Origin of the sequence: Pseudomonas sp. ATCC 13867 (genome assembly GCF_000349845.1) — a bacterium.
Classification (GTDB): Bacteria; Pseudomonadota; Gammaproteobacteria; order Pseudomonadales; family Pseudomonadaceae; genus Pseudomonas.
Window position 1 is genome coordinate 4,192,757 of sequence record NC_020829.1, and the last position, 20,702, is coordinate 4,213,458.

18 protein-coding genes are annotated in these 20,702 nt (G+C 66.3%); 6 read left to right on the forward strand and 12 right to left on the reverse strand.

The window, feature by feature from the left end; translation table 11 throughout:
- The first annotated feature begins 123 nt into the window (after positions 1–123).
- On the forward strand, positions 124–1,437 hold the full coding sequence (locus H681_RS18765) for an MFS transporter (RefSeq protein ID WP_015478459.1): 1,314 nt from the start codon (positions 124–126) through the stop codon (positions 1,435–1,437).
- 130 nt (positions 1,438–1,567) lie between these two features.
- On the opposite strand, the gene H681_RS18770 is transcribed toward H681_RS18765, so the two are convergent.
- The 5 genes from H681_RS18770 to H681_RS18790 are packed head-to-tail and all read right to left on the reverse strand — an operon-like array spanning position 1,568 to position 4,909.
- Positions 1,568–2,332 carry an SGNH/GDSL hydrolase family protein gene (locus H681_RS18770; RefSeq protein ID WP_051070447.1) on the reverse strand — a complete coding sequence of 255 codons (765 nt, stop codon included), beginning with the start codon at positions 2,330–2,332 and terminating at the stop codon, positions 1,568–1,570.
- On the reverse strand, positions 2,329–3,510 hold the full coding sequence (purT, locus tag H681_RS18775; protein ID WP_015478461.1) for a formate-dependent phosphoribosylglycinamide formyltransferase: 1,182 nt from the start codon (positions 3,508–3,510) through the stop codon (positions 2,329–2,331). Before purT ends, H681_RS18770 begins: the two co-directional genes overlap by 4 nt.
- Before the next feature lie 37 nt (positions 3,511–3,547).
- Positions 3,548–3,736, reverse strand: coding sequence for a DUF1289 domain-containing protein (locus tag H681_RS18780; RefSeq protein ID WP_015478462.1), 189 nt, complete (start codon positions 3,734–3,736; stop codon positions 3,548–3,550).
- Positions 3,733–4,257, reverse strand: coding sequence for a gamma carbonic anhydrase family protein (locus H681_RS18785; protein ID WP_015478463.1), 525 nt, complete (start codon positions 4,255–4,257; stop codon positions 3,733–3,735). The genes H681_RS18780 and H681_RS18785 overlap by 4 nt, the downstream gene beginning before the upstream one ends.
- 55 nt (positions 4,258–4,312) lie before the next feature.
- Positions 4,313–4,909: a CoA pyrophosphatase gene (locus H681_RS18790; RefSeq protein WP_015478464.1), complete on the reverse strand. Its 597-nt coding sequence runs from the start codon at positions 4,907–4,909 to the stop codon at positions 4,313–4,315.
- Positions 4,910–5,049: 140 nt separating this feature from the next.
- On the opposite strand from H681_RS18790, the gene H681_RS18795 reads away from it, so the two are divergent.
- Together H681_RS18795 and H681_RS18800 are read left to right on the forward strand one after the other, a co-directional pair.
- The gene (locus H681_RS18795) at positions 5,050–5,601 is read left to right on the forward strand and encodes an NUDIX hydrolase (protein ID WP_015478465.1); all 552 of its coding nucleotides are present in this window, start codon (positions 5,050–5,052) and stop codon (positions 5,599–5,601) included.
- Between the two features lie 52 nt (positions 5,602–5,653).
- Complete coding sequence (locus tag H681_RS18800) at positions 5,654–6,154, forward strand: L,D-transpeptidase family protein (RefSeq protein WP_015478466.1); 501 nt, start codon at positions 5,654–5,656, stop codon at positions 6,152–6,154.
- A 49-nt stretch (positions 6,155–6,203) separates the two neighbouring features.
- On the opposite strand, the gene H681_RS18805 is transcribed toward H681_RS18800, so the two are convergent.
- The 3 genes from H681_RS18805 to purL all read right to left on the reverse strand — a co-directional run bounded on the left by H681_RS18805 (position 6,204) and on the right by purL (position 11,076).
- On the reverse strand, positions 6,204–6,521 hold the full coding sequence (locus H681_RS18805; protein ID WP_015478467.1) for a Nif3-like dinuclear metal center hexameric protein: 318 nt from the start codon (positions 6,519–6,521) through the stop codon (positions 6,204–6,206).
- 191 nt (positions 6,522–6,712) lie between these two features.
- Positions 6,713–6,970 (reverse strand): CDGSH iron-sulfur domain-containing protein, encoded by a 258-nt coding sequence (locus H681_RS26010; protein ID WP_236620487.1) that lies wholly within the window; start codon positions 6,968–6,970, stop codon positions 6,713–6,715.
- 209 nt (positions 6,971–7,179) lie between these two features.
- Complete coding sequence (purL, locus tag H681_RS18815; protein WP_015478469.1) at positions 7,180–11,076, reverse strand: phosphoribosylformylglycinamidine synthase; 3,897 nt, start codon at positions 11,074–11,076, stop codon at positions 7,180–7,182.
- Between the two features lie 290 nt (positions 11,077–11,366).
- On the opposite strand from purL, the gene mltF reads away from it, so the two are divergent.
- Complete coding sequence (gene mltF / locus H681_RS18820; protein ID WP_015478470.1) at positions 11,367–12,842, forward strand: membrane-bound lytic murein transglycosylase MltF; 1,476 nt, start codon at positions 11,367–11,369, stop codon at positions 12,840–12,842.
- Positions 12,843–12,952: 110 nt separating this feature from the next.
- Here mltF and tadA read toward each other — a convergent pair whose 3' ends face one another.
- The 4 genes from tadA to guaB all read right to left on the reverse strand — a co-directional run bounded on the left by tadA (position 12,953) and on the right by guaB (position 18,246).
- Positions 12,953–13,471: a tRNA adenosine(34) deaminase TadA gene (gene tadA / locus H681_RS18825; RefSeq protein WP_015478471.1), complete on the reverse strand. Its 519-nt coding sequence runs from the start codon at positions 13,469–13,471 to the stop codon at positions 12,953–12,955.
- Entirely contained in the window at positions 13,459–14,862 is a 1,404-nt protein-coding gene (locus H681_RS18830) for a multicopper oxidase family protein (protein WP_015478472.1), read from the reverse strand. Before H681_RS18830 ends, tadA begins: the two co-directional genes overlap by 13 nt.
- A gap of 254 nt (positions 14,863–15,116) precedes the next feature.
- A complete protein-coding gene (gene guaA / locus H681_RS18835; protein ID WP_015478473.1) occupies positions 15,117–16,694 on the reverse strand; it encodes a glutamine-hydrolyzing GMP synthase in 1,578 nt (525 codons plus the stop codon).
- An 82-nt stretch (positions 16,695–16,776) separates the two neighbouring features.
- Positions 16,777–18,246 (reverse strand): IMP dehydrogenase, encoded by a 1,470-nt coding sequence (guaB, locus tag H681_RS18840; RefSeq protein WP_015478474.1) that lies wholly within the window; start codon positions 18,244–18,246, stop codon positions 16,777–16,779.
- A gap of 137 nt (positions 18,247–18,383) precedes the next feature.
- Between guaB and xseA the strand changes: the two genes are divergently transcribed.
- Both xseA and H681_RS18850 read left to right on the forward strand, forming a co-directional pair.
- On the forward strand, positions 18,384–19,763 hold the full coding sequence (xseA, locus tag H681_RS18845) for an exodeoxyribonuclease VII large subunit (RefSeq protein WP_015478475.1): 1,380 nt from the start codon (positions 18,384–18,386) through the stop codon (positions 19,761–19,763).
- 6 nt (positions 19,764–19,769) lie between these two features.
- A complete protein-coding gene (locus H681_RS18850; RefSeq protein ID WP_015478476.1) occupies positions 19,770–20,525 on the forward strand; it encodes a M15 family metallopeptidase in 756 nt (251 codons plus the stop codon).
- Positions 20,526–20,702: the final 177 nt, after the last annotated feature.

Below are 20,702 nucleotides of genomic sequence, written 5' to 3' on the forward strand. Positions count from 1 at the left end.
CCGCGCCTCCCCCGCCCCGACCCCGGGCCGCGCTTTGCGTCTCGCGCCACGGCGATGCCTCCTATGACGCCGGACACGACCGTAGAGTCGTCTGCCAGCCATGACTGCCAGGGATAGACCCGCATGACCAGCACCACCCTCGACACCGCACAGCCGGCCGAACAGACCAACTCCACCACCCGCGTCGCGGTGGCCAGCTTCATCGGCACCGCCATCGAGTTCTACGACTTCTACGTCTACGCCACCGCCGCCGCGCTGGTGATCGGCCCGGTGTTCTTCCCGCAGACCTCCGGCGCCGCCCAGGCGCTGAGCGCCTTCATCACCTTCGGTATCGCCTTCCTCGCTCGCCCGCTGGGCTCGGCGCTGTTCGGCCACTTCGGCGACCGCATCGGACGCAAATCGACCCTGGTGGCCTCGCTGCTGCTGATGGGCGTCTCCACCACCCTGATCGGCCTGCTGCCCGGCTACGACAGCATCGGCGCCTGGGCGCCGATCCTCCTCTGCGTGCTGCGCTTCGGCCAGGGCCTGGGGCTGGGCGGCGAATGGGGCGGCGCCGCGCTGCTGGCCACGGAGAACGCGCCCAAGGGCCGCCGCGCCTGGTTCGGCATGTTCCCGCAGATGGGCCCGTCGATCGGCTTTCTCGCCGCCAACGGCCTGTTCCTCTGCCTGGCCATGCTGCTCAGCGAGGAACAGTTCCGCGCCTGGGGCTGGCGCATTCCGTTCATTCTCAGCGCCGTGCTGGTGATCGTCGGCCTCTATGTGCGCCTGAAACTGGTGGAAACCCCGGTGTTCGCCAAGGCCATGATGCGCCACGAGCGCTCCAGCCTGCCGATCGCCGAGCTGTTCGCCAAACACTGGCGGCCGACCCTGCTCGGCGCCCTGGCAATGGTGGTGTGCTACGCGCTGTTCTATATCTCCACGGTGTTCTCGCTGAGCTACGGCGTGAGCAGCCTGGGTTACAGCCGCGAACAGTTCCTCGGCCTGCTGTGCATCGCGGTGCTGTTCATGGCCGCCGCCACGCCGGTTTCCGCATGGCTGAGCGACCGCTTCGGGCGCAAACCTGCGCTGATCGTCGGCTGCATCGCCGCCATCGCCTCGGGCTTCACCATGCAGCCACTGCTGAGCGCCGGCTCGTCGGTGGAGGTGGCGGTCTTCCTCTCACTGGAGCTGTTCCTGATGGGCGTGACCTTCGCCCCGATGGGTGCGCTGCTGCCGGAGCTCTTCCCCACTCACGTGCGCTACACCGGTGCTTCGGCGGCGTACAACCTGGGCGGCATTCTCGGTGCGTCGGTCGCGCCGTACATCGCGCAGAAGCTGGTGGGCATGGGCGGGTTGAGCTGGGTCGGCGGTTATGTCTCGGTCGCGGCAGCGCTCAGCCTGCTGGCCGTGCTGTGCCTGCGCGAGACCCGCGAAGCTGATCTGAACCACATCCGCTGACGCTTTTCTGTAGGACTGAGGGGAACGCCTAGACATCCCCTCTACCGAGCTTCCGCCCCTGTAGGAGCGAGCTTGCTCGCGAAGCTTCTCCCGCCCGGGTCGCCGCACCTGTTCGCGAGCAAGCTCGCTCCTACGAAGGGCTGTGCGCTCCGGGCGCAGCTTTGGTGGACAACGGCTGCACCAGCCATTCGGCCAGATGCTCGCCCCAGATCTGATAGCCCAACGCCGACGGGTGATAGCCATCGATCGCGAGGAACTGCGGCTGCATCTCCAGGCTGACCTCGCAATACCCCGCGCCCTGGGCCTGCGCCAGGGCGCCGAGCTGGCGATCCAGCAGCGCCGCGCGCCAGCCGAGCAATTGCCGCAACAACCAGGGCAGCGCGATGAAGTGCTGCAGTGGCGGCACAGCCGTGCACACGACCCGCGCACCACGCTTGCGGAAATGCTCGATGAGTTGCGTCAAAGCGCCTCGCCAGCGCTGGCTGGAGCTGAAATGCGTGGTGTCGTTGACGCCGAAGACCAGCGCCACCAGGTCGTAATCCTGATCCGCAGTCACCGGCAGCAGGCGCTCGCAGGCCTCGCCGGCCGTGATGCCGTTTTCCCCCACCGCACGCCAGGCAACGGGCCGCCCCAGACGAGCGGACAGCGCGACCGCCAGACGTCCCGCCAGGGCGAAATCCAGGCAGGAGGCGCCGACCCCGGCCACCGTGGACTCGCCGAGCAACAGCAAGCGGAAGGGGGCGCCGGTTCGCTCAGTGCCAGCGACGCCCTCGCAGACGCCCGCGGCCGGCGCCAGGCGCAAGGCCGTGCGCCGGGTACGCACGGCCAGGGGCAGGGCCAGCGGCAGCAGCGGCACCGCCGCCGCCCACCACATCAGCCCCGCCCAGCGGCTCACAGCTCGACGTTGACCGCCCGGGCCGCGCGAGTCGCCTTGGCACGGGCCGCGTCGATCGACTCATCGCGCGCCAGGGCCACGCCCATGCGCCGCTGGCCGTCCACTTCGGGCTTGCCGAACAGGCGCAGGGCGGTGTCCGGCTCGCTCAGCGCGGCACCAAGATTGCCGAAGGACACCTGCTGCGACTTGCCTTCCACCAGGATCACCGCCGAGGCGGAGTCGCCCAGCTGGCGGATCACCGGGATCGGCAGGCCGAGGATGGCGCGGGCGTGCAGGGCGAACTCGGAGAGGTCCTGGGAAATCAGGGTGACCAGGCCGGTGTCGTGCGGACGCGGCGAGACCTCGCTGAACCACACCTCATCGCCCTTCACGAACAGCTCGACGCCGAACAGGCCACGGCCGCCCAGCGCCTCGGTGACCGCCCTGGCCACGCGCTCGGACTCGGCCAGCGCCTTCGGGCTCATCGCCTGGGGCTGCCAGGACTCGTGGTAGTCGCCCTTCACCTGGCGGTGGCCGATGGGTGCGCAGAAGGTGGTACCGCCAATGTGACGGACGGTCAGCAGGGTGATTTCGTAGTCGAAGTCGATGAAACCCTCGACGATGATACGGCCCTTGCCGGCGCGGCCACCTTCCTGGGCGTAGTCCCAGGCGGTCTTCAGGTCGGCGTCGGACTTCAGCACGCTCTGGCCCTTGCCGGAGGAACTCATGATCGGTTTCACCACGCACGGATAGCCCACGGCGGCGACGCCGGCGGCGTAGTCTTCGTAGGTATCGGCGAAGTGGTAGGGCGAGGTCGGCAGGCCCAGCTCTTCAGCTGCCAGGCGCCGGATGCCCTCGCGGTTCATGGTCAGCTGCGCGGCGCGGGCGGTGGGGATGACGGTGTAGCCTTCGCTCTCCAGCTCGACCAGGGTCGCGGTGGCGATGGCTTCGATCTCCGGCACGATGTAGTGCGGCTTCTCCTGCTCGATCACCGCGCGCAGGGCAACTCCGTCGAGCATGCTGATCACATGACTGCGATGCGCAACCTGCATGGCGGGCGCATTCGCATAGCGGTCCACGGCGATGACTTCGCAGCCCAGGCGCTGCAGTTCGATCGCCACTTCCTTGCCCAGTTCGCCGGAGCCACAGAGCAGTACGCGGGTCGCGCTCGGCGACAGGGGAGTTCCAATACGGGGCATTGCGTGAACCTCGGGAAATGAAAAATTCGACGGCGCGCTAGATCAGCACGCCCTGTTGGCGGGCACGTTCATCGCAACGCCTGAGCACTTCGCGGCGCTCGGCGTTGTCCATCAGGCCCCAACGGGTGATTTCGTCGGCGCTGCGCTGGCAGCCCAGGCAGATGTCGGCGTCATCCAGCGCACAAACGTGCACGCAAGGCGAGGCCACGGGACGCTCGGCGGTCATTCGTCCTGCTCGGCCAGCTCGCGGGCGTAGCGCTGGGCGTTGTGCACGTAATGGGCGGCGCTGGCTTCGAGGATCTTCTTCTGCGGCTCGGTCAGCTCGCGCACCACCTTGCCGGGCGAACCCATCACCAGCGAGCCGTCGGGGATTTCCTTGCCCTCGGGGATCAGCGCGTTGGCGCCGATGATGCAGTACTTGCCGATCTTCGCGCCGTTGAGGATCACCGCATTGATGCCGACGAGGCTGTAGTCGCCCACCTGGCAGCCATGCAGCATGGCGTTGTGGCCGATGGTCACGCCCTTGCCCAGGGTCAGCGGGAAGCCCATGTCGGTGTGCATGACGGTGCCATCCTGCACGTTGCTGTTCTCGCCGATGTGGATCAGTTCGTTGTCGCCGCGCAGCACGGCGTTGAACCACACGCTGGCGCCGGCATCCAGGCGAACCTTGCCGATCACCGTGGCGGTGGGGGCGATCCAGCTTTCCGGATGGGTTTCGACGTGGGACGAGCCCAGGCGGTATTTCATGGGGTACTCCTCAGGCGGGGGCCGCTCATTGTTCTCTTGGCTACGGGAAATGGCGTCAGCTCAGCTTGATAAACTGCGCGGGCGGCTGGTGCAGGTCGATACGGGCGTCGTACAACAGATTGACCAGCTCGACCAGCATGATCGCGGACAGCCCCCAGATCTTGTACCCCTCGTAGAGGTAGCTGGGGACGTACCAGCTGCGGCCGAAATAATCGATGCGATGGGTGGTTTCCCGCGGGTCGCCACGGAAGAACTCCAGCGGCACCGTGAAGACTTCGGCGATCTCGCCGTCATTGGGACGGTACTCGACGAAATCCGGAACGAAGCCGACGAATGGCTTGACCATGATGCCGTGGCGGGACAGCAATGTGCTCAGCGGCCCGACCACCTCCACCAACCCCGGCGGCAGGGCGATTTCCTCCTCCGCCTCGCGCAGGGCGGTATGGATCAGGTCGACGTCCTCGGGGTCGCGCCGCCCACCCGGGAACGCCACCTCGCCGCTGTGGGTGGACAACCCCGTCGCGCGCAGGGTGAGCACGAGCTCTTCACGGGGAGTGATGGGGAGCAGGACCGCCGCTTCCGGGAAGCTGCGGTCCGTTTCGAAATCGCGAGGCGTGTGCGCCTGTATGCGTTGGCGCAGCTGGTCCAGCATGCCGAACATCCTGCGGAAAAGGGCCGATTCTTTTAATTGAACGATCATGGCACGAAAGACCGAACTGCCCAAGCCCCGCCCTCTTGCTGCGTGCCTGGCGCTGCGCGCAAGATGGATGCACATTCGAATAAGGAACCGGCATGAAATTCTGCAGTCAGTGCGGCGCTCCCGTGAGCCTGCGCATCCCCGGCGGAGACAACCGCCCGCGCTACGTCTGCGACCAGTGCCATACCGTGCATTACCAGAACCCCCGGATCGTCGCCGGCTGCCTGCCGGTGTGGGAAGGCCGCATCCTCCTGTGCCGCCGCGCCATCCAGCCGCGCCAGGGTTTCTGGACTCTGCCGGCCGGCTTCATGGAAAACGGCGAGACCCTGGAGCAGGCCGCCGCCCGGGAAACCCTCGAGGAAGCCTGCGCCCGCGTTCAAGGCCTGCAGCTCTATACCCTCTTCGACCTGCCGCACATCAGCCAGGTGTACATGTTCTTCCGCGCCGAACTGGCGGACCTGGACTTTCGCGCCGGCGAAGAGAGCCTGGAGGTGGCGCTGTTCAAGGAATCCGACATCCCGTGGGGCGAGCTGGCTTTTCCCACGGTGGGCCGTACCTTAGAATGCTACTTTGCGGATCGGCTCCAGCGGAGTTTTCCGGTGCGCAACGAAGCCATCGCACCAATGCTGGCACAGAAAAAGAACTAAAAGACTTCTACACCGCCTCTAAGGCATTAGGATCACTGGGGAATACGTTTCGATGCGCTGGCTGATCGCCGTCCTTTGTCTGACTTTCGCAGCGTTCTCGCACGCCAATGCGACGCCTACGCTCGACGGTCATATCGACAAGATTCTCGTGCTCAAGTCCGAGCGCAAATTGCACCTGTTGAGCAACGGCAAGATTCTCAAGAGCTACCGCGTCTCCCTGGGCAAGCGCCCGCAGGGCCCGAAGCTCGCCGAGGGCGACAACCGCACGCCGGAAGGCTTCTACTGGGTCGACTGGCGCAAGACCAGCGAAAAGTACAACCTCTCGATGCACATCTCCTACCCCAACGCGCGCGACGTCGCCAAGGCGCGGGAGAAGAACCTGTCGCCGGGCGGCATGATCATGATCCACGGCACCCCGCTGGATGAGGAATACCCCGAGTGGTACTTCTCCACCCTCGACTGGACCAACGGCTGCATCGCCATGACCAACGCCGACCTGCGCGAGGTCTGGAGCCTGGTGAAGGACGGCACGCTGATCGAAATTCGTCCCTGACTGGACACAGCAATGAAAAAGGCGCCCAAGGGCGCCTTTTTCATTGGTGTCAGAACACCATGTCCGACAGCCGCCAAACCTCGAAGGCCGGCGTCTCGTATGGATGCGCGGCCTTCAGGGCCTTGACCGAGTCATGGATCAGTTCGTCGGCCACCACCATCTCGACCTTCCACTCGGCCACCTGCTCGACGGTACCCGTCTGGCCGATGAACGGGTTGCTACCCTGCAACGGTCGGAATTGCCCCTGTCCCAATGCCTGCCAGCAGCAGCTGTCATAGGCACCGATGCGTCCCGCACCCACGGCGAATACCGCCTTCTTGACCGGCTCCAGATGGCTCTCCGGAACGTAAAAACAAAATTTGTACATCGAACGCTCCGAATCAGGGAGATCGAAACAGGGAACGCCGTGGCAGATGGCGCCACGCTTGGCAAATGCTGCCACAAATAGTGGCACATTGCCTCTTATGACCCGCGAGTCATCGGGAAAGTTCGACCGCCGGGTTCCACGGGCATTCGCCGGCGAGCGACTTTGTACGAAATCTGTGATCGACTTCGAGATCAGCGCCCCATGAAGCGCTGCCAGCGCGCCTTCAGCCCGGACGCCTCGGGTGCATGGGCGCCATCGCAATGGGGCAGGCTCGCCGAACGGCCGCAGCGGCAGAGCGACAGGTACCGCTCGCGCCCCACCGTCATATCCAGCGCATCCGCACAACCTTCGGCGGCGTCCGGCCGGCTCGCGCACTGCCCGCAGCGGCACAGGCGAAGAACCTGCCCCGGCGCAACCGAGCGGACTTCAGGAAGCATCTGATCAGCCAAAGCCCACTCCTCTTCCTACGTAGGCGTATAACGTTCGCCGCTATACGCCGATTGGCCGTGGCCCCAAGGCGCTCCGAGAGCTCAACCCTGGCGCCAGCGGCCAACCAGGATGAAACGGCGTACCACCCCGAACGGTTGTACGCCCTGCGCCCCAAAGAAAAAGGGAAGGCCGAAGCCTTCCCCTTTTCAGGTTTCACCGGAAACCGGACTCAGCCGACCCAGACGCGGGCGTTGCGGAACATGCGCATCCAGCCGCCGTCCTCTTCCCACTCGTCCGGACGCCAGGAGTTCTGCACGGCGCGGAACACGCGCTCCGGGTGCGGCATCATGATGGTGACGCGGCCGTCGCGGCTGGTCAGGCCGGTGATGCCACGGGGCGAGCCGTTCGGGTTGGCCGGGTAGCTCTCGGTAACCTTGCCCAGGTTGTCGACGAAACGCAGCGACACGCAGCCGGACAGGTCGGCTTCCAGCAGCGCTTCCTCGCTCTCGAACTCCGCATGGCCTTCGCCGTGGGCGATGGCGATCGGCAGGCGCGAACCAGCCATGCCCTGCAGGAAGATCGACTGCGACTCCTGCACCTGGACCATCGCCACGCGCGCTTCGAACTGCTCGGAGCGGTTGCGCACGAAGTGCGGCCAGAACTCGGTGCCGGGGATCAGTTCGTGCAGGTTGGACATCATCTGGCAACCGTTGCACACGCCGAGGGCGAAGCTGTCCTTGCGCTCGAAGAAGGCCTGGAAGCCATCGCGGGCACGGGCGTTGAACAGGATCGACTTGGCCCAGCCTTCGCCGGCGCCCAGTACGTCACCGTAGGAGAAGCCGCCGCAGGCCACCAGGCCCTTGAACTGCTCCAGGCTGATGCGGCCGGAGAGGATGTCGCTCATGTGCACGTCGACGGCGGCGAAACCGGCGCGGTCGAAGGCCGCCGCCATCTCCACCTGGCCGTTGACGCCCTGCTCGCGCAGGATGGCGATCTGCGGACGCACGCCTTTCTTGATGTACGGCGCGGCAACGTCGTCGTTGACGTCGAAGTTCAGCTTCACCGACAGGCCGGGATTGCTTTCTTCCAGCAGGCCGTCGAATTCCTGGTCGGCGCAGTCGGCGTTGTCACGCATACGCTGGATGCGATAGCTGGTCTCGCTCCAGATGCGCTGCAGGTTGCGGCGCTGGGCGCTGAACACACGCTCGCCATTGAAGGCCAGGTCGATGTCGGTGCCGTTGACCGGCTGGCCGATCACGGCGACGCAGTCTTCCAGGCCGGCGGCGCTGAACTGGGCCAGCACTTCCGGAGTGGCGCCTTCGCGCACCTGGATCACGGCACCCAGCTCTTCGTTGAACAGGACGGCGGGCAGGACTTCACGGCTGTCGGCCAGCGCGTCGAGGCGCAGGTCGAGGCCGCAGTGGCCGGCAAAGGCCATTTCCACCACGGTGGCCATCAGGCCGCCGTCGGAACGGTCGTGGTAGGCCAGCAGGTGGCCGTCGGCGTTCAGGCCCTGGATCACGGCGAAGAAGGCCTTGAGGTCTTCGGCGTCGTCGACGTCCGGCGCGGCGCGGCCGATCTGGCCGTTGACCTGGGCGAGGATCGAGCCGCCCATGCGGTTCTTGCCACGGCCGAGGTCGATGACGATCAGGTCGGTCTCGCCCTTGTCCAGGCGCAGTTGCGGAGTCAGGGTCCTGCGCACGTCGTTGACCGGGGCGAAGCCGGAGATGATCAGCGACATCGGCGAGGTGACGCTCTTCTCGGCGTCGCCCTCCTGCCAGCGGGTCTTCATGGACATGGAGTCCTTGCCCACCGGGATGGTGATGCCCAGCGCCGGGCACAGCTCCATGCCGACAGCCTTGACGGTGTCGTACAGGCGCGCGTCCTCGCCCGGGTGGCCGGCGGCGGCCATCCAGTTGGCGGAGAGCTTGATCTCGGAGATCCTGTCGATGCTCGCGGCGGCCAGGTTGGTGATGGTCTCGCCGATCGCCATGCGGCCGGAGGCCGGGGCGTCGATCACCGCCAGCGGAGTACGCTCGCCCATCGCCATCGCTTCGCCGGTGTAGACGTCGAAGCTGGTGGCGGTGACGGCGCAATCGGCCACCGGCACCTGCCACGGGCCGACCATCTGGTCGCGGGCAACCAGGCCGGTGATGGTGCGGTCGCCGATGGTGATCAGGAAGTTCTTGCTGGCCACGGCCGGGTGACGCAGCACGCGCTCGATGGACTCGGTGAGATCGAGGCCGGCGGCGGCGAAGTCATCGCCCAGCTCGGCTTCGCGGGTAACCGAACGGTGCATGCGCGGCGGCTTGCCGAGCAGCACTTCGAGCGGCATGTCCACCGGTTTGTTGCCGAAGTGGCTGTCGGCGACGGTCAGTTGCAGCTCTTCGGTGGCTTCGCCGACCACGGCGAACGGGCAGCGCTCGCGCTCGCAGATGGCCTTGAAGGTCTCGAAGTCGGCGGCGTCGACCGACATCACGTAGCGTTCCTGCGACTCGTTGCACCAGATTTCCAGCGGGCTCATGCCCGGCTCGTCGTTGGGCACGGCGCGCAGTTCGAAGCGGCCGCCACGGCCGCCGTCGTTGATCAGTTCCGGCAGGGCGTTGGAAATACCGCCCGCGCCCACGTCGTGGATGAACTTGATCGGGTTGTTCTCGCCCAGCTGCCAGCAGCGGTCGATGACCTCCTGGCAGCGGCGTTCCATTTCCGGGTTCTCGCGCTGTACCGAGGCGAAGTCCAGGTCGGCGGCGGAAGCGCCGGTGGCCATCGAGGACGCCGCGCCGCCACCCAGGCCGATCAGCATGGCCGGGCCGCCGAGCACGATCAGCTTGGCGCCGACCGAGATCTCGCCCTTCTGCACATGGTCTTCGCGGATGTTGCCCAGACCGCCGGCGATCATGATCGGCTTGTGGTAACCGCGAACTTCCTCACCGCGCGGGGTGGCGATGGCCTGCTCGAAGGTACGGAAGTAGCCGGCCAGGTTCGGTCGGCCGAATTCGTTGTTGAACGCGGCGCCGCCCAGCGGGCCTTCGATCATGATGTCCAGCGGGGTGACGATGCGCTCGGGCTTGCCGTAGGGCACTTCCCAGGGCTGCTCGAAACCGGGGATGTTCAGGTTGGAGACGGTGAAGCCGACCAGGCCGGCCTTGGGCTTGGCGCCACGACCGGTCGCGCCTTCGTCGCGGATCTCGCCGCCGGAGCCGGTGGAGGCGCCGGGGAAGGGAGCGATGGCGGTCGGGTGGTTGTGGGTTTCCACCTTCATCAGGATGTGCACCGGCTCTTCGCTGGCGCCGTACTGGCGGGTCTCGGCGTTCGGGTAGAAGCGGCCGGCGACGTAGCCTTTCATCACCGCGGCGTTGTCCTTGTACGCGGACAGCACGCCCTCGCGGTGCATTTCATAGGTGTTCTTGATCATGCCGAACAGGCTCTTGTCCTGAGCCTGGCCGTCGATGTCCCAACTGGCGTTGAAGATCTTGTGGCGGCAGTGTTCGGAGTTGGCCTGGGCGAACATCATCAGCTCGACGTCGTGCGGGTTGCGGCCCATCTCGACGAAGCTCTTCACCAGGTAGTCGATCTCGTCCTCGGCCAGGGCCAGGCCCAGCTCGAGGTTGGCCTTCTCCAGCGCGGCGCGGCCGCCGGCGAGGATGTCCACCACGGTCAGCGGCTTGGGCTGGGCGTGGCTGAACAGGCTGGAGGCTTCTTCCAGTTGGCCCAGTACCAGCTGGGTCATGCGGTCATGCAGGCGGGCGGCGACGGCTTGCGCGTCGGCTTCGTTCAGCTCGCCGGTGACGTAGTAGGCGATGCCGCGCTCGATGCGCTCGATCTTGGCCAGGCCGCAGTTGCGGGCAATGTCCGACGCCTTGCTCGACCACGGGGAGATGGTGCCGAAGCGCGGCACCACCAGGAACAGCCGGCCGCTGGGCTCCTGCACCGGCACGCTCGGGCCGTACTCGAGCAGGCGCGCCAGGACCTGTTCTTCCTCGGCGTTGAGGGCTCCGGTGACCTCGGCGAAGTGCGCAAACTCGGCATACAGCCCGGTGACGGCGGGCACATGCTGGGTCAGCAGGTCGAGCAGTTTGCCGTGGCGGAAAGCGGAAAGGGCGGGAGCACCGCGCAGGATCAGCATTGTCGGAACAGCCTCTGGAGACGGGGAAGTGTGTGGGGCCGGACGGGCCGGCCCACAGAGGCCGTGCATTCTACCGTAAAGCGCGGGACGGCGGCACCTTTCAAGCACCTTCCTCATTGCCACCGCCACCGATTCGGCCGTTCACCTTCGAACAGCTTCGAGCCACCCGCAGCCAACCCGCTTCGCCCGGCCTTCCGCAGCGAAAATGCCGACGAACGGCACTCCAGCTAGCAGAGAAGCGTCAACCTGTCGAGATATGGCGCCGCACGGCCTTTGCGTATACTGCTGCGATGCTTGCCCTGACTGTGTCCCGCGTGCGCCGCACCACCTGGTTCTTGGCGACCTGTATCTTTCTGCTGCTTTCCGGCTGTACCGAGGCAAAAGTCCCGACAGCCCTGGAGCGTGTGCAGAAGGACGGAGTTCTGCGCGTGATCACCCGCAACAGCCCCGCTACCTACTTCCAGGATCGCAACGGCGACACCGGCTTCGAATACGAGCTGGCCAAGCGCTTCGCCGACAGCCTGGGGGTCAAGCTGCAGATCGAAACCGCCGACAATATCGAAGACCTCTATGGCCAGCTCAGCCGGGAGGGCGGTCCCAACCTCGCCGCCGCGGGCCTGACCCCGGGCGGCGACCGCAGCTCGCAGGTGCATTACTCGCACGCCTACCTCGACGTCACGCCCCAGGTCGTCTACCGCAACGGCGCGCAGCGCCCTACCCGCCCCGAGGACCTGGAGGACAAGCGCATCGTCGTACTCAAGGGCAGCAGCCATGCTGCCCAGTTGGCCGAACTGAAGAAGCGCTTCCCCAAGATCACCTACCGCGAATCCGACGCCGACGAGATGGTCGACCTGCTGCGCATGGTGGACGTCGGCGAGATCGACCTCACGCTGGTCGACTCCAATGAGCTGGCGATGAACCAGGTGTACTTCCCCAACGTCCGCGTCGCCTTCGACCTCGGCGACTCCCGCGGCCTGGCCTGGGCGCTGCCGGCCGGAGACGACAACAGCCTGCTGGAGAAGGTCAACGCCTTCCTCGACAAGGCCAAGCAGGACGGCCTGCTGCAACGCCTGAAAGACCGCTACTACGGCCATGTGGACGTGCTGGGCTACGTCGGCGCCTATACCTTCGCCCAGCACCTGCAACAGCGCCTGCCCAAGTACGAGCCGCATTTCCGCCAGAGTGGCCAGAAGCTCGACGCCGACTGGCGTCTGCTGGCTGCGATCGGCTACCAGGAATCCATGTGGCAGCCCGACGCCACCTCCAAGACCGGCGTACGCGGCCTGATGATGTTGACCAACCGCACCGCGCAGGCGATGGGCGTGGCCAACCGCCTCGACGCCCGGCAGAGCATCCAGGGCGGCAGCAAGTACTACACCCAGATCAAGGACGAACTGCCCGAGGGCATCAAGGACCCGGACCGCACCTGGTTCGCCCTGGCCGCCTACAACATCGGCGGCGCCCACCTGGAAGACGCGCGAAAGATGGCCGAACAGGAAGGCCTGAACCCGAACAAGTGGCTCGACGTAAAGAAGATGCTGCCGCGCCTGGCGCAGAAGCAGTACTACCGCAAGACTCGCTACGGCTACGCGCGCGGCGGCGAGACCGTGCACTTCGTGCAGAACGTGCGGCGCTACTACGACATTCTCACCTGGGTGACCCAGCCGCAGATGGAAGGCGGCCAGCTCGCCGAAAGCGGCCTGCACCTGCCAGGGGTGAACAAGACCAAGCCCGATGATGAGGATGGGCGGGATCAGAAGCTCTGAGGACCAGCGCGGATTGAAATCGGTATTTCCATTGTAGAAGCGGGCCATGCCCGCGATCGCGAGCATGGCTCGCTCCTACAAATCGGGGCCATGCCGACGCCGAACCGAACTCAGCCCTTGCGCCGCGCCTTGAAGAACGCCGACAGCATCCCACTGCACTCCTCCCCCAGCACCCCGCCTTCCACCAGCACCCGGTGGTTGAGGAAGTCCTGTTCGAAGAAGTTGCCACGGCTGACCACCACGCCGGACTTCGGCTCGGTGGCGCCGAACACCACGCGCTGGATGCGCGAGTGCACCAGCAGGCCAGCACACATGCTGCAGGGTTCGAGGGTGACGTAGAGAGTGCTGCCCGGCAGGCGGTAGTTCTGCGCGGCGGCGGCAGCTTCGCGGATGGCGACCATCTCGGCATGGGCGCTGGGATCATGGGAAGTGATCGGCCGGTTGAAGCCGCGACCGATGACCTGCCCGTCCAGCACCAGCACTGCGCCCACCGGCACTTCGCCCAGCGCAGCGCCCTGCTCGGCCAGCGCCAGGGCCTCGCGCATGAAGGGGATGTCCCGGCTGCGGTCGATGACCGGCGCCAGCCCCTTCACCGTCGGGTGCCCCTTGCTGTTGGTCAGCCGCACCATGCCTCGCCCACCGCGATGGTTCCCATCAGTCCGGTCTCCATGTGATCGATCACGTGGCAGTGGAACATCCACAGGCCGGGGTTATCCGCCACCAGCGCCACGCGTGCCGTCTCATTCTTGCCCAGCAGGTAGGTATCGGTGAAATACGGAATGATCTCCCGACGATCGGAATCCAGCACCTTGAAGGCCATGCCATGCAGGTGGATCGGGTGCTGGTACTGGGTCATGTTGCGCAGCACGAAGATGTAGCTGTTGCCTTCCTTGAGCCTGGCCAGCGGCGGCGCGTTGTGCTTGTGCTCCTCGCCGCCCTGCCAGGCCACGCCGTTGATCTGCCACAGCGAAGGCGCCGACTGGCCCTTGGAGTAGTCGGAGATGGCGCCGACCCACTCGAACTTGAAGTTGATGGTCTCGGCATTCTTCAGGTCCGGCTCTGCCACCGGGTTGTGCGGCAGCGTAGCCGGCCATTTGGCCGTGGGCGCCTTGGGATTGGCCACGCCACGGATGGTCGCCAGACGCACCGGGCCGTTGCGCAGCGACAGCTCGGTGCCTTCCGCCGGACCACGGATGCCCAGCTCCAGGCGCATGCCCGGGCCGATCCAGTACTGGTCCTTGGGTCCCTTGCCGAAGTCGCGCGGCTCCACCGGATGGCCGTCGATGGCGTAGATCTTCGCCTCGGCGTCCGGCAGGTTGAGGCGGTAGGTGACAGTGTTGTCGACATTGAGCAGGCGCACCCGGACGATCTCGCCGGCGGGCAGTTCGATCACCGGCGTGCGTTCGCCGTTGATCGTCGACAGGCGCCCGCGGGTGCCTTCGCGCGCAGCCTCGCGGGGAACGCTGAAGGCGGTGAAGTTGCCTTCCTCGTCCACGTGCCAGGTCTTCAGGCAGAGGACTTTCTCGCGGGTGAACCCGGTGGGCTCGCGCTCGTCGACGATCAGCGGCCCGACCAGGCCACGGCCCAGTTGCTCGCTGCTCATCAGGTGCGGGTGATACCAGTAGCTGCCGGCGTCCGGCGTCTTGAACTGGTAGACGAAGCTCTCGCCCGGCTGCACCGGCGGCTGCGAGATGTAGGGCACGCCGTCCATCTCGATGGGCAGGCGGATGCCGTGCCAGTGGATGGTGGTCGGCTCGTCCAGCTTGTTGGTGAAGCGCACCCGCAGCCAGTCGCCCTGGCGCGCACGGATCTCCACGCCGGGAGCCTGGCCGCCATAGCCAAGGCCGGGGGTCTTGTGGCCGGGCACCAGCTCCAGGTCGAGCGGCGCGGCGATCAATTCGTAATCGTGCTCGGCGGCCACCTGCGGGCGCGCCAGCCAGAGGCGCGCGCCACCGGCGCCCAGGCCGAGCACGGCCAGGCCGGCGATGCCGCCGAGTACTTGTCTACGGGTAAACGACATGGGTCCAGACTCCTAGAACAAGGGACTTGCGACCCCATCGGCTTTCACGGAGGTTGGCGCGTTTGCGCCGGGCGCCTGGCTCTCGCGGCCGGCTGCACTGCTTTGCTGCTTCAAACGAAAGCAGAAAGCAACTGTGCATGAAGAGGCAAACGCCTCTCATGCGCCAGGTCAAGGACAGCTATCCCGCCCTCGCCTGTCGAAGAAGGCGGCAAGCTTGCCGCCCTCTTCGTTAAGGAAACGTTAAACGTCTCCGATCATTCCCACTCGATGGTGGCCGGCGGCTTGCTCGAAACATCGTAGGTCACGCGGGAAATGCCTTCGATCTCGTTGATGATGCGGTTCGAGACCTTCTCCAGCAGCTCGTACGGCAGGTGCGCCCAGCGAGCGGTCATGAAGTCGATGGTTTCCACGGCGCGCAGGGCGACAACCCAGGCATAACGGCGGCCATCGCCAACAACGCCGACGGATTTCACCGGCTGGAACACCACGAAGGCCTGGCTGGTCTTGTGGTACCAGTCGAAGTTGCGCAGTTCTTCGATGAAGATGTGGTCGGCACGACGCAGCAGGTCGGCATATTCCTTCTTCACTTCGCCGAGGATGCGCACGCCCAGGCCAGGGCCCGGGAACGGGTGGCGGTAGACCATGTCGTAGGGCAGGCCCAGCTCCAGGCCGATCTTGCGGACTTCGTCCTTGAACAGTTCGCGCAGCGGCTCGACCAGTTCGAACTGCATGTCTTCGGGCAGGCCGCCGACGTTGTGGTGCGACTTGATCACGTGGGCCTTGCCGGTCTTGGCGCCGGCCGACTCGATCACGTCGGGGTAGATGGTGCCCTGGGCGAGGAACTTGACGTTCTGCAGCTTGGTGGCTTCCTCGTCGAAGACCTCGATGAAGGTCTTGCCGATGATCTTGCGCTTCTGCTCCGGGTCGGCGACGCCGGCCAGGCGGCCGAGGAACTTGTCTTCGGCGTTGGCGCGGATCACTTTCACACCCATGTTCTCGGCGAACATGGCCATCACCTGGTCACCTTCGTGCAGGCGCAGCAGGCCGTTGTCGACGAAGACGCAGGTCAACTGGTCGCCGATGGCCTTGTGCAGCAAGGCTGCGACCACCGAGGAGTCGACACCGCCGGAGAGGCCCAGCAGCACCTTGGACGAACCCACCTGGGCGCGTACAGTGGCGATGGCGTCGTTGACGATGTTGGACGGGGTCCACAGGGCTTCGCAGCCGCAGATGTCCAGCACGAAGCGCGAGAGGATGCGACCGCCCTGCTTGGTGTGGGTCACTTCCGGGTGGAACTGCACGCCGTAGTAGCCACGGGCATCGTCGGCCATCGCGGCGATCGGGCAGCTCGGGGTGCTGGCGAGGATGTGGAAACCTTCCGGGATCTCGGTGACCTTGTCGCCGTGGCTCATCCACACGTCGAGGCCGAACACGCCGTCCTCGTCCACGTGGTCTTCGATGCCGTCCAGCAGGCGGGCCTTGCCGACCACGTCGACGCGGGCGTAGCCGAACTCGCGCAGCTCCGAACCCAGCACCTTGCCGCCCATCTGCTCGGCCATGGTCTGCATGCCGTAGCAGATGCCGAACAGCGGAACCTTCAGGTCGAACACGGCCTGCGGCGCACGCGGGCTGTTGGCTTCGTGCACCGACTCCGGGCCGCCGGCCAGGATGATGCCGCGCGGGGCGAAGGCACGAACGTCCTCGTCGCTCATGTCGAACGGATGGATCTCGCAGTACACACCGATCTCGCGGACGCGGCGGGCGATCAGCTGGGTGTACTGGGAGCCGAAGTCGAGGATCAGGATCCGGTGAGCGTGAATGTCTTGGGCCATGGCCATCTCTCGTAGCGAAATTCTCAAACGACACGGGGCTGTATCAACCAGCCCCGTATCCGACTCATTTACCGAAGAAGCCTCAACCTACGCGGTAGTTCGGCGCTTCCTTGGTGATCTGCACATCGTGGACGTGGGACTCGGCCATGCCGGCGCCGGTGATACGCACGAACTGCGGTTTGGTACGCATATCCTGGATGTCGGCGCTGCCGGTGTAGCCCATCGCGGCGCGCAGGCCACCCATCAGCTGGTGGACGATGGCGGTCAGCTGGCCCTTGTACGGCACACGGCCTTCGATACCTTCGGGCACCAGCTTCTCGGCGCCAGCGGAGGCGTCCTGGAAGTAACGGTCGGAGGAACCGGTGGAGCCGGCCATGGCACCCAGGGAGCCCATGCCACGGTAGGACTTGTAGGAACGGCCCTGGAACAGCTCGATCTCGCCCGGAGCCTCTTCGGTACCGGCGAACATCGAACCCATCATTACGCAGTAGGCGCCGGCCACCATGGCCTTGGCCAGGTCGCCGGAGAAGCGGATGCCGCCGTCGGCGATCAGCGGAACGCCAGTGCCTTCGAGGGCGGCGGCGACGTTGGCGATGGCGGAGATCTGCGGAACACCGACGCCAGCGACGATACGGGTGGTACAGATGGAGCCCGGGCCGATGCCGACTTTCACGGCATCCGCGCCAGCATCGGCCAGTGCCTTGGCGGCTTCGCCGGTGGCGATGTTGCCGCCGATGACCTGGACCTGCGGGAAGGTTTCCTTCACCCAGCGCACGCGCTCGATCACGCCCTTGGAGTGGCCGTGGGCGGTATCGACGACCACCACGTCAACGCCGGCGGCGACCAGGGCGGAAACACGCTCGCCGGTGTCGGCACCGGTGCCGACGGCCGCGCCGACGCGCAGGCGGCCTTCGTCATCCTTGGAGGCCAGCGGGTAGGTCTTGGCCTTCTCGATGTCACGGAAGGTCACCAGACCGGTCAGGCGGAATTTCTCGTCGACCACCAGCATCTTCTCGATGCGGTTCTCGTAGAGCGCGGCCTTGATCTCTTCCAGGGCGGTGCCTTCGCGGGCGGTGACCAACTTGTCCTTCGGGGTCATGATCGCGGAAACGCTGTCGCCGACGTTCGGCTTCACGCGCAGGTCGCGACCGGTGACGATGCCGACCAGCTCGCCCTCTTCCACCACCGGGAAGCCGGAGAAGCCGTACTCTCGGGCAATCTGCAGCAGCTCGATGATCTTGGTCGACGGGGTCACGGTGATCGGGTCGCGAACGATGGCAGTCTCGTGCTTCTTGACCTTGCGAACTTCGGCAGCCTGCTGCTCGATGCCCATGTTCTTGTGGATGATGCCGATGCCGCCTTCCTGCGCCATAGCGATCGCCAGGCGGGATTCGGTCACGGTATCCATCGCGGCGGACACCAGCGGGATATTCAGTTCGATGCCACGGGTCAGTCGGGTTTTCAGGCTCACGTCCTTGGGTAGGACTTCCGAATAACCGGGAATCAGGAGGACGTCGTCGAAAGTGAGGGCTTCTTGGCTGATGCGCAGCATGGCGGGGGCTCCCGATCGGGAAAAATGGAAGCGCGGCATTATATCCCAGCTAGGGGGCATGGCTCAACGCAACCAGACGATCTGAATCGGTCTCGCAAGCTGGCCCCGGTCCACAGGCGCGCTTATCATCCTTGGCCATGCAGAATGATCCCTTCCAACGGCTGGGCCTCGACCGCGAGGTTCTGACCGTCAGCCAGCTCAACCAGCGCGCCCGCCACCTGCTGGAGGACGTGTTCCCGCAGGTGTGGGTCGAGGGCGAGATATCCAACCTCGCCCGCCCCGCGTCCGGCCATATGTACTTCACCTTGAAGGACAGCAACGCCCAGGTGCGCTGTGCGCTGTTCCGGCAGAACGCCCTGCGCGTGCGCCAGGCCCTGCGCGACGGACTCGCCGTGCGGGTGCGCGGCAAGGTTTCGCTGTTCGAGGGACGTGGCGACTATCAATTGATCGCCGATGCCGTCGAACCGGCCGGTGACGGCGCGCTGCGCCTGGCCTTCGAGGCCTTGAAGGAAAAACTCGCCGCCGAGGGTCTGTTCGCCGCCGAACGCAAGCAGGAACTACCCGCCCACCCAAGGCGCATCGGCATCGTCAGCTCGCCCACCGGCGCGGTGATCCGCGACATCATCAGCGTGTTCCGCCGCCGCGCGCCGCAGGTCGAATTGACCCTGGTCCCCACCGCCGTACAGGGCCGCGAGGCCATCGGGCAGATCGTCCGGGCGCTCAAACTGGCCGATGCGCAGGGCTTCGACGCGCTGATCCTGGCCCGTGGCGGCGGTTCGCTGGAAGACCTCTGGTGCTTCAACGAGGAACCGGTGGCCCGCGCCATCGCCGCCTGCGTGACGCCCATCGTCAGCGCCGTGGGCCATGAGACCGACGTGTCCATCAGCGATTTCGTCGCCGACGTGCGTGCGCCCACGCCTTCGGCCGCCGCCGAACTGCTGGCGCCCCACAGCGGCGACCTGCAGCAGCGCCTGGACAGCCTGCGCCGCCGGCTGATCCTGCGCATCCAGGACCGCCTGACCCGCGAGCGGCTGCGTCTGGAAGGCACCGCCCGGCGCCTGCGCCACCCCGGCGAGCGCCTGCGCCAGCAGGCCCAGCGCCTGGACGACCTGGACATGCGCCTGCGCCGCGCCTTCGAGCGCCAGCTGCAGATCCGCCAGGAGCGCGTCGCGCGGCTGGACACCCGTCTCGCCGCGCAGCACCCCGGCCGTAACCTGGCCCTGCTGCGCCAGCGCCTGGACAACCTCAGCGCCCGCCTGCCCCGCGCCACCCACGCGATCCTGCGCGAACAGCGCCAGCGCCTGGACAGCCTGATGCAGACGCTGCACATCGTCAGCCCGCTGGCGACCCTCGGCCGCGGCTACAGCATCCTCCTGGACGACAAGGGCCAGGCCATCCGCAGCGCCGCGCAGACCAGGAACGGCCAGCGCCTGAAGGCCAAGCTGGGCGACGGAGAGCTGGAAGTGCGGGTGGAAGACAACCACCAGGCACCCGTCACCCTTTCCCTGCTGGACTGATTGCCGATGACCGACCTGCTCGCGCCGATCCTGCCGCAACCCGATCCGGACTGGGCCGAAGCCTTCCGCGTGCCGATCATCGAATGCGACCAGCCGCTGCAGGCCCTGGGCATCGCCACCGGCTTCGCGGTGTGGCCGGCCTATCACCGCCTGGGCGTGCCCAATGCGCAGCCGGAATGCTATGCGCGCACGGAAGTCTTCGAGCGCCTGCTGCACGCCGCGAGCCTGCTGCCCGACGGCATCCGCCTGGTGATCCTCGACGCTTGGCGGCCCTTCGCGGTGCAGCAGCACCTGTACGACACGCTCTACGACATCCTCCGCCAGCACGAGCCGAACACCGACCCGGCCGAGCTGACCCGCCGCACCCGCGAGTTCGTCGCGCCGCCCAGCACCCGCGCCGAGTCGCCCAGCCCGCACCTCACCGGCGGCGCCATCGACCTGACCCTGTGCGACCGCGACGGCCGCTGGCTGGACATGGGCAGCCTGTTCGACGAGGCGACGCCGCGCTCCTATACCCGCCATTACGAAGAAATCGCCCAGCCGGACGAAGCCCAGCAACGCGTGCGCGACAACCGCCGGATACTGTTCAACGCCATGCTGGCGGCAGGCTTCAGCAACCTCTCCAGCGAGTGGTGGCATTACGACTACGGCGACCAGCTGTGGGCCGCGCACCTGGGCAAACCCCACGCCATCTATGGGCCGGCGCAGGTGCTGTCGCTGGAGCAGCTGTGGCGCCAGCAGCTCGAAGGCCTGCGCCACTAACGCCTCGGCACAAGAACACGCGGAATCTGTAGGAGCGAGCTTGCTCGCGAACAGCCCCGCTGCAGAGGCTGGCTCGCGAGCAAGGACTGGGGCGTCCCCCTCGGTCCTACGAAGAGCTGCCCGCCGAGACGTTCCGCTTTCGACGAAATCGCCCCGCCCGCCAAAGCGACCCGTGTA

Coding starts and splice junctions, on each gene's coding strand:
- H681_RS18800 (WP_015478466.1), top strand. CDS start 5,654: ATGCGCTGGCTGATCGCCGTCCTTTGTCTGACTTTCGCAGCGTTCTCG.
- H681_RS18795 (WP_015478465.1), top strand. CDS start 5,050: ATGAAATTCTGCAGTCAGTGCGGCGCTCCCGTGAGCCTGCGCATCCCC.
- xseA (WP_015478475.1), top strand. CDS start 18,384: ATGCAGAATGATCCCTTCCAACGGCTGGGCCTCGACCGCGAGGTTCTG.
- H681_RS18805 (WP_015478467.1), bottom strand. CDS start 6,521: ATGTACAAATTTTGTTTTTACGTTCCGGAGAGCCATCTGGAGCCGGTC.
- H681_RS18790 (WP_015478464.1), bottom strand. CDS start 4,909: ATGCTGGACCAGCTGCGCCAACGCATACAGGCGCACACGCCTCGCGAT.
- mltF (WP_015478470.1), top strand. CDS start 11,367: ATGCTTGCCCTGACTGTGTCCCGCGTGCGCCGCACCACCTGGTTCTTG.
- H681_RS18780 (WP_015478462.1), bottom strand. CDS start 3,736: ATGACCGCCGAGCGTCCCGTGGCCTCGCCTTGCGTGCACGTTTGTGCG.
- H681_RS18765 (WP_015478459.1), top strand. CDS start 124: ATGACCAGCACCACCCTCGACACCGCACAGCCGGCCGAACAGACCAAC.
- H681_RS18850 (WP_015478476.1), top strand. CDS start 19,770: ATGACCGACCTGCTCGCGCCGATCCTGCCGCAACCCGATCCGGACTGG.
- guaA (WP_015478473.1), bottom strand. CDS start 16,694: ATGGCCCAAGACATTCACGCTCACCGGATCCTGATCCTCGACTTCGGC.
- purL (WP_015478469.1), bottom strand. CDS start 11,076: ATGCTGATCCTGCGCGGTGCTCCCGCCCTTTCCGCTTTCCGCCACGGC.
- tadA (WP_015478471.1), bottom strand. CDS start 13,471: ATGGTGCGGCTGACCAACAGCAAGGGGCACCCGACGGTGAAGGGGCTG.
- purT (WP_015478461.1), bottom strand. CDS start 3,510: ATGCCCCGTATTGGAACTCCCCTGTCGCCGAGCGCGACCCGCGTACTG.
- H681_RS18830 (WP_015478472.1), bottom strand. CDS start 14,862: ATGTCGTTTACCCGTAGACAAGTACTCGGCGGCATCGCCGGCCTGGCC.
- H681_RS18785 (WP_015478463.1), bottom strand. CDS start 4,257: ATGAAATACCGCCTGGGCTCGTCCCACGTCGAAACCCATCCGGAAAGC.
- guaB (WP_015478474.1), bottom strand. CDS start 18,246: ATGCTGCGCATCAGCCAAGAAGCCCTCACTTTCGACGACGTCCTCCTG.